The following is a 15,414-nucleotide window of genomic DNA, read 5'->3' as shown; positions in this document are numbered from 1 at the left end:
CTTTACCCTCCCCTTGATGGGGAGGGTCGGCGCGTAGCGCCGGGGCGGGGTGCCTGGCCACCCGCGCCTTCGGCGCGACCTCCCCCATCGAGGGGGAGGTAAGAGTGCGCGATCTTGACGACCGCCAGCCAGGTATAGCCGCGGTAAAGCGTGCGGAAACGGAAGCTTGCGCCGGTTCGCCGAGATTCCGATTCCAAGACTTCGCGCAATGATTCACGTGGCGTGACATGGAATTTCTTGAGCCAGCCGCGCAGGAATCTCCGGAACCAGTTGGGCAAGCCTTCCTGCTGGCCGAAATCGACGACATGCAGCGAGCCGCCGGGCGCGAGTGCCGCAAGGGCTGCCGAAACCGTCTTTTCCCAACCGGGGATCATCGACAGCGAATAGGACACGAAGATGCGGTCGAAGCGCTCGATGCCGAACAGCGTCTTGGCGTCGAAATCGGTGGCGTCGCCGCGCGCCAGCACGGCGCGGCCGGACAGGCCGTCGCGGCCGATCGCCTTGCTCGCCGTCTCCAGCATCTCGGCCGAGATGTCGAGCCCGTAGAGGCGGGCGTCGGGATAGCGGCGGGCGGCAAGCGCGATGTTGCGGCCGGTGCCGCAGCCAAGTTCGAGCACTCTGCCATTCGCCGGCACATCCAGCCCGGATATCATCTGGTCGCGGCCAAGCAGATAGTATTTGCGGGTCAGGTCGTAGATATGGCGTTGCCAGCGATAGACGCCGTCCATCAGTTCGGCATGGTCGGCCGGCAGCTCGCTCGCGCTCACGCCGCGCGCTTCACATAGAGGTGGAAGCCGCCATAGATGGCCGAGCGGTCGCGGGCCAAACAGTCGCGCGAGGCCTCGTCCTCGTAGGTCCACTGGTCGAGCAGCGAGATCGAGACGCGGCCCGGCAGCAGGCTGGGCTCGGCGGCGGTACGGAAGATGACTCGGGCGCCGACCGAGGCGGTGCGGGTGATCTCCGACCAAAGGGCATTGAGCTGGTCGTTCGTCATCCAGTCCTGCGCGTCGAGCAGGACGAAACGGTCGACGGTGCCTGCGTCCTTGCCGGCCAGAAATTCGATCAGATTGGCGTGGTGGATGCCGACGCGATCGACATTGTTGCGGATCGCCTTGTAGTTGGCCTCTTCTAGATAGGCGGGCAGGGCGGCCTCACCCGGATTGGGATAGCGACGGGCGAAGGCTTGCCAAGCGAAGTAGTTGTTCTTCAGCGGAAAATCGCAAGCGAGCTTTTCCAGCCGGGCCTTCAGCACGCTGGCCATCGAACCATCGCCCGAGGTGATCAGCGAATCGTACTGCGCCGGCGGAATGCCGAGGCCGAACAGCGAAGCCTTGCGCGAGGTAGCCCAGCGCAACAGCTTCTTGTCGAAGACCGGCGCCAGCTCTTCGGTGAAGAAGCGGCGCTGGTCGGCGAGGCTCTTCGACGCCATGAGACCGGCGGGATCGACGCCGAAGAATTTGGCGATGCGGTGGCCCATGGCGATGAACAGGCCGAGCAGGCCGGTCTGGTAGAAATTGCGGTCGAAGACGGTGATGCGCCGGCGGCCGCGCCAGCTGCGACGCTCCCAATAGTGGCGGCTGACCGGGTCGAGATGCGGCGCGATGAAGCGGTCATAGGCTTGCGAATTGTGGTTGGTGTCGGCGGCGCCGAAGAAACGGAACAGATCGCCCTGCGAGGGCAGATGCCGCACCGCCTCCAGCTTCATCCGGTTCAAGGCGATGTGGGCGGCGTTGAGGTCGACCGCATCGACGCGTTCAGGCGAGCGGGTGAGGTAGGCGAGGATGTTGCAGCCGCCCGACGCTATGGTGACGAGGCGGTGGCCCTGGCCAAGCTGCATGGCCTCCATGTCGACTTCAGGGTCTTCCCAGATCTGCGGATAGACAAGGCCGGAAAACAGCAGCGCAAACAGTCGTTCGGAAAGGCCGGCCTGCGAAAGCGGGCGGTTCTGGTAGACGGCTTTTCCAACTTCCTTGCCGCGGCGAAAAACGAGATCCGAGGAGACGTCCGTCATGGCAAAGTGATTCCCCATTTGCTTTGCCGCAAGCGGGTAACTCAGGGGCATGACAGGCGGGGTGACAGCCTGTTGACGCGAGTTCAGGCCTTGCCAAATCCCCCCGGTGTCGGCGTCGTCAGGATGACGGCGTCGCCGGCGTCGAGCACGGTCTGGTCGCAGGCCTTCAGCGTCTCGACGCTGCCGTCCTGGCGGCGGACCTTGGTCGAGCCGACCTCGCCGTCACCGCCGCCATCGAGGCCTTGCGGCGGGCGGTTGCGGTGCGAGGACAGGATGGCGCATTCCATCTTTTCGAGGAAGCGGATGGTGCGCCTGGTGCCGTCGCCGGCGCTCCATTTGCCTTTGCCGCCGGAACCTTCGCGGATGTGGAAATCCTCGAGCATGACGGGAAAGCGCAGTTCCAGCACTTCCGGATCGGTGAGGCGCGAATTGGTCATGTGGGTGTGGACGCCGGATGTGCCGGCAAAGCCGCGGCCGGAGTTCATCCGGCCTGCCGGCGAGCCGGAGCAGATGGTCTCGTAATACTGGTACTGCTTGTTGCCGAAGGTCAGGTTGTTCATCGTGCCTTGCGCATTGGCCATGGCTCCCATGGCGCCGAACAGGGCGTTTGTGACATGCTGCGAGGTCTCGACATTGCCGGCGACGACGGCGGCGGGGTAGGCGGGCTTCAGCATCGAGCCGTCGGGGATGATGATGTTGATCGGCCGCAGGCAGCCGGCATTCATCGGGATCATGTCCTCGACCATGACACGGAAGGCATAGAGCACGGCTGCGCGGGCGACGGGCTCGGGCGCATTGAAATTGTTCTTCTCGACCTTCGACGTGCCGGTGAAGTCGACGGTCGCCTCGCGTTTTTGCCGATCGACGGTAATCTTCACCTTGATCACCTGGCCGGTGTCGGTCGGGTATTCGTACTCAGAACTATCGGGCAGCCGCTCCAGCACGCGGCGCACGCTTTCGGCGGCGTTGTCCTGGACATGACCCATATAGGCTTCGACGACGTCGAGGCCGAAATGGGTGACCATCTTGCGCAATTCCGCCACGCCCTTTTCGTTGGCGGCGATCTGCGCCTTTAGGTCGGCGATGTTCTGGTGCGGGTTGCGGGCGGGATAGGGGTGGTCGGTGAGCAGGGTTTGCAACTCCGCCTCGCGGAATTTTCCGCGATCGACGACCCGGAAATTGTCGAACAGCACGCCTTCTTCATCGACCGTGGTCGCCAGCGGCGTCATCGAACCGGGGGCCGTGCCGCCAATGTCGGCATGGTGGCCGCGCGAGGCTACGTAGAAGAGGATCTTGGGTGATTGGCTAATCTCCCCCCTTGTGGGGGAGATGCCCGGCAGGGCAGAGGGGGGCGTGACAGAGCGAGAGGTTGGCGGGACAGCGCCCCCCTCTGTCGGCTTCGCCGACATCTCCCCCACAAGGGGGGAGATCGGGCGCGCATCATCGAACACCGGCGTCACCACGGTGATATCAGGCAAATGCGTGCCGCCATTATAGGGGGCGTTCAGCGCAAAGACGTCGCCGGGATGGATGTCGCCGGAGTTCAGCCGGATGATGGTTTCGACCGAGCGGTCCATGGAGCCGAGATGCACCGGCATGTGCGGCGCGTTGGCGACCAGCGCGCCATGACGGTCGAAGACGGCGCAGGAAAAGTCCAGCCTTTCCTTGATGTTGACGGAATAGGCGGTGTTCTGCAGCGTGACGCCCATCTGCTCGGCGATCGACATGAAGAGGTTGTTGAAGACCTCCAGCATCACCGGATCGGCTTCGGTGCCGACAGCAGCCGTGCGCACTTTCCGTTCGGTGCGGCGAATGACGACGTGATTGAGGTTGGTGATTTTGGCCTGCCAGCCCGGCTCGACGACGATGGTCTGGTTCGGCTCGATGATCAAAGCGGGGCCTGGGACCAGATTGGATGGGCGCAGGTTTTCGCGGCGATGGATGCCGGCCTCATGCCAGCGGCCCTCGGTGTAGATGCGCCGCGTTCCGGACGCACCGGCTTCAACCATTGCCGGTCCGGCGGGCGCAACGGCTTCGGCCGTGGTCTCGACGATCTCGGCGCCTTCCACGCCAACGGTCTCGACGATCATCGGCTTGTCGTCATAGACGAACCCGAACTGCGCCTTGTGGGCCACTTCGAAATCGCGCCTGGCCTGGAAGATCGAGTCCTGTTCGAAATTCACCGGCAGCGTCGTGTCGGTGCCGTCATAGCGGATGTGCAGCACCGGCTTTGCCGCAATCTTGTCCTCGGCGATGCCTTGCGCTGCCAATTCGGCGATGACGGCTTTTTTCAACGTGCCGATGAGGCTGCCGATCTCGGTCCTGGATTCTTCGGCAAGCGGCTTCAGCAGCGCCTGCTGCCGCGACGCGAAAACCGACGACAGGCCGATACCATAGGCTGAGAGCAGACCGGAGAAGGGGTGGATCAGTACCGCCTCCATGCCGAGCGCGTCGGCAACCAGGCAGGCATGCTGGCCGCCGGCGCCGCCAAAACAGTTCAAGAGATATTCGGTGACATCGTAGCCGCGCTGCACGGAGATCTTCTTGATGGCGTTTGCCATGTTTTCCACCGCGATGGTGACGAACCCTTCGGCGACGGCTTCCGGCGTGCGGCCATCGCCGATTTCGGCGGCGAGCGCAGCGAATTTTTTATGCACGGCGGCGACGTCGAGCGGCTGGTCCTGGCCCGGGCCGAAAATTGCCGGGAAGAAATCGGGCTGCAGCTTGCCCAGCATGACATTGGCGTCGGTGACGGCCAGCGGGCCGCCGCGCCGGTAGGCGGCGGGGCCAGGATTGGCGCCGGCGGAATCGGGCCCGGCGCGGAAACGGCCGGCTTCGTAATGCAGGATCGAGCCGCCGCCGGCGGCGACGGTATGGATGCGCATCATCGGCGCGCGGATGCGCACCCCGGCGACCTCGGTGTCGAAGGCGCGCTCATACTCGCCGTCAAAATGGGCGACATCGGTGGAGGTGCCGCCCATGTCGAAGCCGATGACTTTCTCGAAGCCGGCGAGTTTCGCCGTCTCGACCATGCCGACGACGCCGCCGGCCGGGCCGGACAGCAGCGCGTCCTTGCCCTGGAACATATCGGCGGCAGTGAGCCCGCCCGACGACATCATGAACATCAGGCGAGGGTTTTCCCTCCCCCTCGAGGGGAGGGTGGCGGCGGAGCCGCCGGGTGGGGTTGGATCGACCGGGCTCAGCGCATTGGCGGTGCCTTCCGAGAGGACCCCCTCTGGCCGCTTTGCGGACTGCCCTTCGCTATGGCTCCGGGCGTTCGTCGCTGAAAAAGCCAAATCGTCGGCTTTTTCTCGGCCTTTGGCCGACCGCTCCTCACCCCCCACAAGTGGGGAGATTGACGTCGCGCCCAGTTCTCCCGCTACCCTTTGCACATACCGCGACAGGATCGGCGACAGATAGGCATCGACCACGGTGGTGTCGCCGCGGCCGACCAGCTTGATCAGCGGCGAGACCTCATGGCTGACCGAAATCTGCGAAAAGCCGATCTTGCTGCAGACTTTCGCCACCGCCTTCTCGTGGTCGGGATATTTCCAGGCATGCATGAAGACGATGGCCACCGCATCGATGCCGTCAGCCTTCGCCTGTTCGATGGCGGGGCGGCAGGCGGCGATGTCGAGCAAGCGCTCGACATCGCCATTGGCGCGCACACGCTCGTCGATCTCGATGACCCGCTCGTAGAGCTGTTCCGGAAGGATGATCTCCTTGGCGAAGATGTCCGGCCGCGCCTGATAGGCGATCTTCAGCGCGTCGCGAAAGCCCTTGGTGATGAGCAAAAGCACACGGTCGCCCTTGCGCTCCAGCAGCGCATTGGTGGCAACGGTGGTACCCATCTTGACGTCACCGACCAGGCCCGGAGGAATAGCGGTGCCGGATTTCAGCCCCAGAAGCTCGCGGATGCCGGCTATGGCCGCGTCGGGATAGGCTTCGGGATTTTCCGACAGGAATTTCCTGGGATGCAAACCCCCTTGCGGATCACGTCCGATCACGTCGGTGAAGGTGCCGCCGCGGTCGATCCAAAAATCCCATTCCTTGTCCACGCAGAACTCCGGCATTGCATTTGGGTCCAGACTGTTAGTTCGGCATCGCCCGGCCCGCAATCCGGTAGTGCGCGGATGTTACATCAGGAAACGCAACGTTACGAAACTCATGGCCGTTTGGTGCATTTTGCCTTCGACCGTTCACCGCAACGTGAGCGTGTGTTGAAGGAGAGATGTCATGAAAAAGCTCATTCTTGCTTCCGTTTCCGCCCTGGCCCTGTTCGGCATTGCCGCCTGCAGCGACAGCGGTACGGATAACACCACCACCCAGAGCACCAATCCGCCAGCCGCCGAGCCCATGAAGCCGGCGACGCCGGATGCACCGAAGCCTGCAGAACCGGCTCCGGCAACACCTGCTCCTGCCCCCGCGCAGTAGCAGCAGTCTCGGTCATTTTGACGTGACGAGAGAGGAGGCCGGCTTCGCGCCGGCCTTCCTGCGTTTAGGTCGATTCGGGGCTCAAGGGCCTTGAACCGGCTCTTTCCTACGGTTTGGGATCTGGCGCGTCGGTTGCTTGAGCAAATCGATCCACTCTGCGGCGCTGTCTTGGCTTGATAGCAATGGCCGGCGGCCCTAATAAGCGCTCATGTCGATTTGGGATCGCCTCGGCGACTTCATCAACCGCGTTTCATCTTCAGCCACGTCCGGTGTAGCCGATGTGGTCGAGGCCGTGCGCACGGTTTTCTCCGGTGACGCCGATCTGCGCCGGCGCGTCGCCTTCTCTGTGGCGATGATTGCGCTGTCGGCCAAGATGGCCAAGGCCGATGGCATCGTCACCCAGGACGAGGTTCGCGCGTTCCAGGAAATATTTGAGGTGCCGCGAGAACAGACCCGCAATGTGGCGCGGCTTTACGATCTGGCCAAGCGCGACGTCGCCGGGTTCGAGACCTATGCCGAGAGTATGGCGCAGATGTGCGGCTCGGGCCATTCGAACTGCGTCATGCTGGAAGACATACTCGACGGTCTGTTCCATATCGCCAAGGCGGACGGGCTGGTGCATGAGCGCGAAGGGATTTTCCTGCACCGTATTGCCGAGATTTTCCGCATCGACGAGGTGCACTACGAGGCCATCATGGCCAGGCACGTCAATCTCGGCGCCGGCGATCCCTATATCGTGCTCGGCATTGAGCGCGGCAAAGCGTTCGAGGAGGTCAGGAAGCGATACCGCAAGCTGGTCTCCGACAATCATCCGGACCGGCTGATCGCGCGCGGCCTGCCGCAGGAATTCATCAAGATTGCAACGACCAGGGTCGCGGCGATCAACGCGGCCTATGAAATGATCGAGCGGGGCCTCAGGCACGCATGAGCGGCTTCCCGCCCGACGAGCCAAGCGCGGAGGTCAGGGTATCGCCGAATTTCGGCCCGCGGCGCGAAACGCTCAGGCCCGACATGATCGTGCTGCACTATACCGGCATGGCGACGGGTGCTGCCGCCGAAGCCTGGTTGTGCGACCCCGCAAGCGAAGTCTCGTCGCACTACCTCGTCCATGAGGATGGCCGCATCATCCAGATGGTGCGCGAAAGCGACCGCGCCTGGCACGCCGGTGCAAGTTCCTGGTTCGGTCGTCGCGACATCAACTCCTGTTCGGTCGGCATCGAAATCGTCAATCCCGGCCATTCGCTCGGCTATTCGGCCTTTCCCAAGCGGCAGGTGGAAGCGGTGATCGGGCTTTGCCTTGGTATCATCGAACGCCATTCCATTACGGCGCAAAGGGTGCTTGCCCATTCCGACATCGCGCCGGGGCGCAAGATCGACCCGGGCGAGAAATTCCCCTGGAAGGCGCTGTTTGCGGCCGGGGTCGGCCATCTCGTGCCTGCGGCGCCGGTCCGGCGCGGCGCGGCGCTGAAAGCCGGCGATACCGGCGCCGAGGTCGAGACACTGCAGTCGATGCTGGCGCTCTATGGCTATGGCGTCGAGATATCAGGTGTCTTCGACCGCCAGACCGAAATCGTCGTCGAAGCTTTTCAGCGGCATTTCCGACCGCGCCTGGTGGATGGTGTCGCCGACGGCTCTACGTCTAGCACGCTGCAAAGCCTGCTGACTTCCCTTACGTCAGTTGCCTCTAAATAATCTTTTTCTGATATTCAAGTTACAGCCTGTCACTGAAAGTGAATTGCCTCGCCTTGTTCGACACAAATTCCGCCCTCAAAGGCGGTTCGTGCAAGTTATCGGACCTCCAGCCCCCCGGATGCTCCGATATTGATTAGGCGTTGCTGCGTGAAGATCTTCGCGCGGCCAAACAGAACGGGACCACATGCAGAAATTGACCGTTGTAACGGCAGCTATTGCTGCCGGCGTAATGACTTTTACCTTCAGCACGGCCGATGCCGCACCACTGAGCCAGAGGGCAGACCAGGGCTTCATCGCCGCACCCGCCAAGGCCACCATGACGAAAGCAAACCCGAAAGCAAAAAGAGCAACCACCGCGAATGTGCGCAAAGCAGCCGTGGTGAAGGCCAGAAAAGCCACGGCCAAGAGGCATTTTAAGCGCAACAGGAAGAGCGTCGACCTGACGACGACCGCATCGATCCGCCCAAGCACCGCTGCGGAGTCGACTGCGGCAGCCGCGCTTGGCGACCAGTATTCGGCAATCATTGCCCGCTATGCTGCGGCCGAAGGCGTGCCGGTGTCGCTGGCCCAGGCGGTCATCAAGATCGAGAGCAACTACCGGCCGAACATCGTCGGCAGCGCGGGTGAAATCGGCCTGATGCAGATCAAGCCGGCAACGGCGCGGATGATGGGGTATAGCGGCTCGGCCAAGGGTCTGTTCGATCCCGACACCAACATCAAATACGGCATGAAGTACCTTGCCATGGCGCGCAATCTCGGCGGCGGCACCACCTGCGGCACGATCCTGAAATACAATGCCGGCCATGCCGCGACGCGGATGAACCCGGTGTCGGCGGCCTATTGCGGCAAGGTCAAGGTGCAGTTGGCGGCATTGGGATCGCCGGCATAAGTCTGCTTTTTCATTTGCGTTTTGGAACGTGAACCCCTTTATACGCTCTGCCAGCTGGCCGGGCGGCCGCACCCGCAAAGCCGAAAGGCTGCGGGTGAGGAAAGTCCGGGCTCCATGGAGACACGGTGCCGGTTAATGGCCGGCGGGGGCGACCCCAGGGAAAGTGCCACAGAAAGCAAACCGCCACGATTTATCGGGGCAAGGGTGAAAGGGTGGGGTAAGAGCCCACCGCGCGACTGGCAACAGGAGCGGCACGGTAAACCCCACCGGGAGCAAGACCGAATAGGGACGGTGCGAGGGGAAACCTTCGAGGGCTGTTTCCGGCTCACCGTCCGGGTAGGTTGCGTGAGGCGCATGGCAACATGCGCCCAAGATGAATGGCCGCCACGTTCTCGCCCCGAAAGGGGCGAGGGCCATACAAAACCCGGCTTACAGGCCAGCTGGCAATTTCTCCCCCATATCGCGATTAATCCTTTGGATCAGCAGTCTGCGCCTTCGGGCGCAGCTGGCGATTCAGGTGCTTGAGCGATTGAATCAAGTACGCATGCTGGGGTCGAGACAAACGCATCCTTGAAGCTGGTACGATTTAATCGTACCATGATTGTCATGGTTTGATCAGGAGCGCCTCATGGGTCACGTCGACAAACGCAGCATCACGCTTTCGCCGGAACTGGCGGCGGCGGTCGACGATGTCGTGGCCGCCGGCGAATATGCCTCGGCCAGCGAAGTCATCCGTGATGCGCTGCGGCAATGGAAAGACCGCCGCGATCTTCTCGGCTACACGGTCGAGGAATTGCGCAGGCTGGTTCAGGAGGGGATCGACAGCGGACCGGCGGTGGACGGCCAGCCCTTCATGGACCGGCTGCGAGCCAAATATCAGAGGATGTCGGAAGCTGCAGGCTCGGAAGAGTGAAATATCGGCTGCTTCCTCAGGCGATATCAGATGTCGAAGGCATCGGTGACTACATTGCGGAACATAGCCCAAAGGGAGCCATGCGCCTTGTGGACGCGTTGGAGAGGCGCTGGACACTGCTCACCTTGCACCCGTTCTCAGGTGCGCCGCGCGATGATATCGCGCCCGGCATTCGTCATCTGATCGTCGGCGAATATGTCACTCTGTATCGCATGGGCGAAGACGCGATCGAGATCGTCCGCGTTTTGCACGGCAGGCGCGATATTGGCGCCGACGACTTGGTGACCTAACCGCCAGCTCAGATGCCGATGTTGTCCAGCGATGCCTCGATCGCCTGCCAGAGTTCTTCCACCGGCTCGCAGCCCATCGACAGGCGCACGAAGCCGGGCGGAACCGAATCTCCTCGCTTGGCCCGCCGCTCGGCGGAGGTGTGGACACCCCCGAACGACGTTGCCGCCTGCATCAGCGTGCAGTTGTTTATGAAATCCTCGGCCTTTTCCTGGGAGAGGAGTTCGAAGGACATGAGGAAGCCGAAGCGCTCCATCTGCGCCCGGGCGAGGTTGTGCGACGGGTCGCCCTCCAGCCCGGGGTAGCGCAAGCCGCTAACGGCGCGATGGTTTTTCAGGCGCTTCGCGATCACCTCGGCAGAAGAACACATGCGGTCGAACCGTACCTCCAGCGTCTCCAGGCCGCGATGCACCAGCCAAGCCTCGAACGGGCCGGGAATGCCGCCCGCGGTCTCGCGCCAGCCGGTGACGTCCGCGATGATGTCTGGATTGCGGCTGGCGACATGGCCGAACAGCACGTCGGAATGCCCGTTGGCCGCCTTGGTGTCGGCAGCAACGACGATGTCGGCGCCGAGATCGAGCGGGCGCTGGCCGAACGGCGTCATCGTGGTGTTGTCGACGACGACGATCGCGCCCGCTTGGTGCGCGGCCTGGGCGACCGCTGTGATGTCGCAAATGTCCAATCGCGGATTTGACGGGGTTTCAACGTAGACAAGGCGGTAGCCGTCGAAGCCGCCGTCGAGGAATGTAGCTGTCGGCCGCAGATCATAGGCGACGCCGAAGGGCTTGAGGAAACGTTCGGCCAGCGCGCGTGTGGCATGGTAGCCGTCAGAAGGCAAAAGCACGCGGTCGCCGGATTTCAACAGGCCGAAAAACACCGCCGAGATTGCCGCCATTCCTGAGGGGAAGCCGACGCATGGCGCGTCTTCGAGATGCGCCAGCATGTGCTCGACTGCATCCCAGGTGGCGTTGCTGTAACGGCCGTACTGACTGTAGCCGGCGCCGTCGCCCGGGTTGTGGAAAATAGCGGCCATGGTCAGCGGCAATGGGATGGGGTCGCCTTTGGCAAGTCCGTCGCGACGCAGATGGGCAAGGGAGGCCGCGCGGGACCTGGCTGTTTCGGACATGGATTTCTGACCTTGTTGCTCAGCGAAAAGACTGACGACGCTATTCGCGGCAGTGATGCGCGGCAAGCCGCTTCCGCTTGGGCCAGCCCGCTCTAAACGGTTCGTTAGGCTTAATGGGAGATAAAGACGGGAGTGTTGTCAGAGCTGCTCTCACCGGTTGTGGCGCGCGCGTTTGTGAAGCCTGTTCCCGTTGACGCCCATAGTGCCCCATGATATCCCATTTCGATACCAAAGCCTTCGTTCCGCGTCAGGGTAAAGCGTACGCCAATCGGGCAGCCGCGGCGGCTGTGCGTTTCCGGGGTTTTGCCGCTGGGATCGAAGCGGATTTTCGGCAGGGGACGCGCTTCGGCGCGGACGAAAACATGGAGAGGGGTGCGGCGGCGGAAGCGGCTGCAGCGTGTCATGGACCGGTTTCTGTCAAGCGCGGTGAACAGGATCGATGCGAAGGGGCGGGTCTCCGTTCCGGCGCATTTCCGCGCTGTCGTGCAGAAACGCGGCTATTCGGAGCTCTACGCGCTGCGCGGCCTGGATGTGCCTGCGATGGATGTCGGCGGGCTCGATCTGCTCGACCGCTACGAGCAGCGCATCGCGCTGGAAGACCCTTTTTTGCAGACGGCGGACGATATGTCGTTCTTCTGCCATGGCGACGGGACGTTCCTGAAGCTCGATCAGGATGGCCGCATCACGATGAGCGATTTCATCCGCGAGCATACGGGCATCACGAGCGAAGTGGCCTTTGTCGGCCGTGGCAATTTCTTTCAAGTTTGGGAGCCTGGACGGCTGGCCGCCTATGGGGCGCAGGCGCGCGCTCGGCTTTTGCAGCTTCGGCAGGGGACGAAGGCTCACGAGGCCAAGGCTGGGGAGCGGCCGGAATGATGGCGGATCACGGCGATGATCTCAGCGCCGTTGGCGGACCGGTCCGCCACATTGCGGTCCTCCTCGCCGAAGTGCTGGAGGCGCTCTCACCCAAAGCCGGCGATGTGATCGTCGACGGCACGTTTGGCGCCGGCGGCTACACCAAGGCGATCCTGGCGAGCGGCGCCTCGGTGGTGGCGATCGATCGCGATCCCGATGCGATTGCCGCCGGGCGCGGCCTGGAACAGCAATCCGGCGGCAGGCTAAGGCTGGTGCAGGCGCCATTTTCGACGCTGGACGAGCAGGTCGAAAGCGCCGACGGCGTTGTCCTCGACATCGGCATTTCCTCCATGCAGGTCGACCAGCCCGAGCGCGGCTTTTCGTTCCGCACCGACGGGCCGCTCGACATGCGCATGGCGCAGGCGGGCTTGAGTGCTGCCGACGTCGTTAATTCGTTCAAGATAGGCGACCTTGCCCGCATCTTCGGCTTCCTCGGCGAAGAGCGGAATGCCGGCCGCATTGCCCGCATGATCGAGTCACGCCGCGAAAAACGTCCGTTCGAGCGCACGCTCGATCTCGCCGACGCGATCGAAACGCATATCGGCCGCGCGCCGAAGGACAAGATTCATCCGGCCACCCGCGTCTTCCAGGCGCTGCGCATTTTCGTCAATGACGAGCTGGGCGAATTGGCCAAAGCCCTAATGGCGTCCGAGCGGGTATTGAAGCCCGGCGGGCGGCTTGCGGTGGTGACGTTCCATTCGCTGGAAGACCGCATCGTCAAGCGCTTCATCGCCGACCGCGCCGACGTCGCCACCGGCTCACGTCATTTGCCCGAGGCGCACGCGCGCACTGCGACCTTCCGCAAGGCTGGTGGCGGCGTGACGGCAGGCGATGCCGAGGTCGCTGCCAATCCGCGGGCGCGCTCGGCTAGGCTGCGTACCGCCATCCGCACCGAGGCGCCGGCGCGCGCCGGTGATCTCACCATTTTCGGCCTTCCAAAGCTTCCCGGCATCCAGGCGCCGCGAGAGAGGTGAATACGTGTTTCGAACCAGCGACATAGTCCTGATCGCCGTCATGGTCTCGGCCGCGGCCCTGACCTACAAGGCCAAGCGCGAGGCCGAGGAACAGCTGGCTTCGGTGCAGAAGATCGAGGCGCAGATCCGCTATGAGGAGGACACGATCGACCTGCTCAAGGCCGACTGGAGCCTGCTGACCCAGCCGTCGCGCCTGCAGAAGCTGGCTGAAATCTACAAATCGCAGCTCGCACTCGAGCCGGTCAATGCGCGGCAGATCGTCGGGCTCGACGACCTGCCGGCAAAACCGCTCAACATCGAGGACCTGTCGTCGCAACGGCTTGGCGGCATGGCCGACAATTCCGGCAAAGGACCAGCCGATAAGGATCCCGTGGTCACCGGAGCCATCGTCCAATGATCGCTGGATTTCCAATGCGCGCCAAACTTCCGTCGGTCGGCAAATTGCTGAAGCGCCGCGCACGGACCGGCGAGGACGGCTCCATCGTGGTCGAAGGCGCGCGCAAGGCGACCGGCGGCAAGGCCAAGACCCGCATCGTGATGACGATGGCGGTGTTCTTCGGCATCTATTCGACCATCGCCGGGCGGCTGGTCTATCTCGGTTTCCAGTCCCCCGACATGTCGAATGGGCCGCAAAGCCGGGTGACGGCGTCGCGTCCCGACATCGTCGACCGCAACGGCGAGGTGCTGGCGACCGACATCAAGACGGCATCGCTGTTTGCCGAGCCGCGCCGCATCGTCGATGCCGACGAGGCGATCGAAAAGCTGTCGACCATTCTGCCAGATATCGACCCCGAGCAGACCTATCACAAGCTGAAGAGCGGCGCCGGCTTCGTCTGGCTGCAGCGGCAGCTGACGCCCAAGCAGCAGGCCGACATCATGCAGCTCGGCATTCCCGGAATCGGCTTTCGCACCGAAAAGCGCCGCTTCTATCCGGCCGGCGTGACCTCGTCCTACATTGTCGGCCTCACCAACATCGACAATCAGGGCATCTCCGGCATGGAGAAATACATTGACGAGCAGGGCTTAAGCGACCTGCAGGCCTCAGGCCTTGCGATCGCCAAGGATCTGAAGCCGGTTCAGCTGTCGATCGACCTGCGCGTCCAGCATGTGGTGCGCGACGAGATTGCCGCCGGCCTCGAGCGCTATCGCGCCATGGGCGCCGGCGCCGTCGTGCTCAACATCAAGACCGGCGAAGTGGTGGCGATGGCCTCGGTGCCGGATTTCGATCCGAACAATCCCTTCAATGCGCAGGACAAGGATCGGCTGAACCGCATGTCGGCCGGCCTCTACGAGATGGGCTCGACCTTCAAGAGCTTCACCTCGGCCATGGCGCTCGATTCCGGCAAGGCGAACATGAACAGCCGTTTCGACGCCTCGCACCCAATCCGGGTCGGCCATCAGGCGATCCACGATTTCCACGGCAAGAACCGCGTGCTGTCATTGCCGGAGGTGTTCCTTTACTCCTCCAACATCGGATCGGCGCGTGAGGCCGAAATGGTCGGCATCGAGGGGCACCGCGAATTCCTGCATCGCCTTGGCCTTCTGGACAGGATGCAGACCGAACTGCCTGAGGTCGCGCGCCCGACCGAACCGAAGGTCTGGAAACAGGTCAACTCCTTCACCATCGCCTTCGGCCATGGCGTGTCGACGACGCCGCTGCAGGCGGCCGTTGGCTGCGCGGCGCTGATGCAGGGCTACCTGATCCCGCCGACTTTCCTGGTCCGCAGCGAGCAGGATGCCATGGCGGTGGCCAAGAGAGTGGTCAGCGAAAAGACTGTGGAGGGCATGCGCTACCTCTACACGCTCAATGCCGAGAAAGGCTCGGCCAGAAACGCCAGAGCGCCCGGCTACCGCGTTGGCGGCAAGACCGGAACCGCCGAGAAGGTCATCAATGGCCGCTACTCGAAGGAACTGAATTTCAACACCTTCGTCGCCGCCTTCCCGATGGACGATCCGCAGTATCTGGTGTTTACGATCGCTGACGCTCCGCACCCGGAAAAGCCAGGAATGACCGACGTTGCCGCCAACAATGCGGGTGTCATGGCCGGAAACATCATCAGGCGGGCAGCCGCCATGCTTGGCGTGAAGCCAGATTTCAGCCATGAAAATGGCGCAACGCTGGTTTCCTATCAGTGATTCTTAGGGCGCGCCGGCAACTGCGCGCCATTTTGT

At 63.1% G+C, this 15,414-nt stretch carries 14 protein-coding genes and 1 other RNA gene; 11 read left to right on the top strand and 4 right to left on the bottom strand.

Going from position 1 to position 15,414, the window contains the following annotated elements; all coding sequences use genetic code 11:
- Positions 1 to 2: 2 nt before the first annotated feature.
- From NKI88_RS14460 to NKI88_RS14450, 3 genes are read right to left on the bottom strand one after another with little or no spacing between them, the layout of a single operon-like run.
- A complete protein-coding gene (locus tag NKI88_RS14460) occupies positions 3 to 767 on the bottom strand; it encodes a class I SAM-dependent methyltransferase (RefSeq protein ID WP_352655795.1) in 765 nt (254 codons plus the stop codon).
- Positions 764 to 2,062, bottom strand: a complete 1,299-nt coding sequence (locus NKI88_RS14455; RefSeq protein WP_031244262.1) for a BtaA family protein — start codon at positions 2,060 to 2,062, stop codon at positions 764 to 766. The genes NKI88_RS14460 and NKI88_RS14455 overlap by 4 nt, the downstream gene beginning before the upstream one ends.
- Before the next feature lie 32 nt (positions 2,063 to 2,094).
- Positions 2,095 to 6,069 (bottom strand): hydantoinase B/oxoprolinase family protein, encoded by a 3,975-nt coding sequence (locus NKI88_RS14450; protein WP_352655793.1) that lies wholly within the window; start codon positions 6,067 to 6,069, stop codon positions 2,095 to 2,097.
- Positions 6,070 to 6,247: 178 nt separating this feature from the next.
- Between NKI88_RS14450 and NKI88_RS14445 the strand changes: the two genes are divergently transcribed.
- From NKI88_RS14445 to NKI88_RS14415, 7 genes are all read left to right on the top strand, one after another.
- Positions 6,248 to 6,445 carry a hypothetical protein gene (locus NKI88_RS14445; protein ID WP_352655791.1) on the top strand — a complete coding sequence of 66 codons (198 nt, stop codon included), beginning with the start codon at positions 6,248 to 6,250 and terminating at the stop codon, positions 6,443 to 6,445.
- A 208-nt stretch (positions 6,446 to 6,653) separates the two neighbouring features.
- Positions 6,654 to 7,373: a TerB family tellurite resistance protein gene (locus tag NKI88_RS14440; RefSeq protein WP_352655789.1), complete on the top strand. Its 720-nt coding sequence runs from the start codon at positions 6,654 to 6,656 to the stop codon at positions 7,371 to 7,373.
- Positions 7,370 to 8,137, top strand: coding sequence for an N-acetylmuramoyl-L-alanine amidase (locus NKI88_RS14435; protein ID WP_352655787.1), 768 nt, complete (start codon positions 7,370 to 7,372; stop codon positions 8,135 to 8,137). The genes NKI88_RS14440 and NKI88_RS14435 overlap by 4 nt, the downstream gene beginning before the upstream one ends.
- Before the next feature lie 184 nt (positions 8,138 to 8,321).
- A complete protein-coding gene (locus NKI88_RS14430) occupies positions 8,322 to 9,026 on the top strand; it encodes a lytic transglycosylase domain-containing protein (protein ID WP_023705555.1) in 705 nt (234 codons plus the stop codon).
- Between the two features lie 50 nt (positions 9,027 to 9,076).
- Positions 9,077 to 9,474, top strand: an RNA gene (rnpB, locus tag NKI88_RS14425) — RNase P RNA component class A.
- A 180-nt stretch (positions 9,475 to 9,654) separates the two neighbouring features.
- Positions 9,655 to 9,939: a type II toxin-antitoxin system ParD family antitoxin gene (locus tag NKI88_RS14420; protein ID WP_023688026.1), complete on the top strand. Its 285-nt coding sequence runs from the start codon at positions 9,655 to 9,657 to the stop codon at positions 9,937 to 9,939.
- Positions 9,936 to 10,229, top strand: a complete 294-nt coding sequence (locus tag NKI88_RS14415) for a type II toxin-antitoxin system RelE/ParE family toxin (protein ID WP_023668265.1) — start codon at positions 9,936 to 9,938, stop codon at positions 10,227 to 10,229. Before NKI88_RS14420 ends, NKI88_RS14415 begins: the two co-directional genes overlap by 4 nt.
- Positions 10,230 to 10,237: 8 nt before the next feature.
- On the opposite strand, the gene NKI88_RS14410 is transcribed toward NKI88_RS14415, so the two are convergent.
- Positions 10,238 to 11,353, bottom strand: a complete 1,116-nt coding sequence (locus NKI88_RS14410) for a cystathionine gamma-lyase (RefSeq protein ID WP_352655784.1) — start codon at positions 11,351 to 11,353, stop codon at positions 10,238 to 10,240.
- A gap of 402 nt (positions 11,354 to 11,755) precedes the next feature.
- Between NKI88_RS14410 and mraZ the strand changes: the two genes are divergently transcribed.
- From mraZ to NKI88_RS14390, 4 genes are read left to right on the top strand one after another with little or no spacing between them, the layout of a single operon-like run.
- Positions 11,756 to 12,229 carry a division/cell wall cluster transcriptional repressor MraZ gene (gene mraZ / locus NKI88_RS14405; protein WP_023682144.1) on the top strand — a complete coding sequence of 158 codons (474 nt, stop codon included), beginning with the start codon at positions 11,756 to 11,758 and terminating at the stop codon, positions 12,227 to 12,229.
- A complete protein-coding gene (rsmH, locus tag NKI88_RS14400; protein WP_023682143.1) occupies positions 12,226 to 13,242 on the top strand; it encodes a 16S rRNA (cytosine(1402)-N(4))-methyltransferase RsmH in 1,017 nt (338 codons plus the stop codon). The genes mraZ and rsmH overlap by 4 nt, the downstream gene beginning before the upstream one ends.
- 4 nt (positions 13,243 to 13,246) lie before the next feature.
- Complete coding sequence (gene ftsL, locus NKI88_RS14395) at positions 13,247 to 13,639, top strand: cell division protein FtsL (protein WP_023682142.1); 393 nt, start codon at positions 13,247 to 13,249, stop codon at positions 13,637 to 13,639.
- 14 nt (positions 13,640 to 13,653) lie between these two features.
- Positions 13,654 to 15,378, top strand: a complete 1,725-nt coding sequence (locus NKI88_RS14390) for a peptidoglycan D,D-transpeptidase FtsI family protein (RefSeq protein ID WP_023682141.1) — start codon at positions 13,654 to 13,656, stop codon at positions 15,376 to 15,378.
- The last annotated feature ends 36 nt before the right edge of the window (positions 15,379 to 15,414 follow it).

The sequence above is a fragment of the Mesorhizobium sp. M0317 genome, from assembly GCF_040321555.1.
Taxonomy (GTDB): Bacteria; Pseudomonadota; Alphaproteobacteria; order Rhizobiales; family Rhizobiaceae; genus Mesorhizobium.
Note: the sequence above shows the minus strand (reverse complement) of the source record. Positions and strands in the feature narration are given on the sequence as shown.

Coding starts and splice junctions, on each gene's coding strand:
- NKI88_RS14455 (WP_031244262.1), bottom strand. CDS start 2,062: ATGCCCCTGAGTTACCCGCTTGCGGCAAAGCAAATGGGGAATCACTTT.
- NKI88_RS14445 (WP_352655791.1), top strand. CDS start 6,248: ATGAAAAAGCTCATTCTTGCTTCCGTTTCCGCCCTGGCCCTGTTCGGC.
- NKI88_RS14440 (WP_352655789.1), top strand. CDS start 6,654: ATGTCGATTTGGGATCGCCTCGGCGACTTCATCAACCGCGTTTCATCT.
- NKI88_RS14435 (WP_352655787.1), top strand. CDS start 7,370: ATGAGCGGCTTCCCGCCCGACGAGCCAAGCGCGGAGGTCAGGGTATCG.
- NKI88_RS14430 (WP_023705555.1), top strand. CDS start 8,322: ATGCAGAAATTGACCGTTGTAACGGCAGCTATTGCTGCCGGCGTAATG.
- NKI88_RS14420 (WP_023688026.1), top strand. CDS start 9,655: ATGGGTCACGTCGACAAACGCAGCATCACGCTTTCGCCGGAACTGGCG.
- NKI88_RS14410 (WP_352655784.1), bottom strand. CDS start 11,353: ATGTCCGAAACAGCCAGGTCCCGCGCGGCCTCCCTTGCCCATCTGCGT.
- mraZ (WP_023682144.1), top strand. CDS start 11,756: ATGGACCGGTTTCTGTCAAGCGCGGTGAACAGGATCGATGCGAAGGGG.
- rsmH (WP_023682143.1), top strand. CDS start 12,226: ATGATGGCGGATCACGGCGATGATCTCAGCGCCGTTGGCGGACCGGTC.
- NKI88_RS14390 (WP_023682141.1), top strand. CDS start 13,654: ATGCGCGCCAAACTTCCGTCGGTCGGCAAATTGCTGAAGCGCCGCGCA.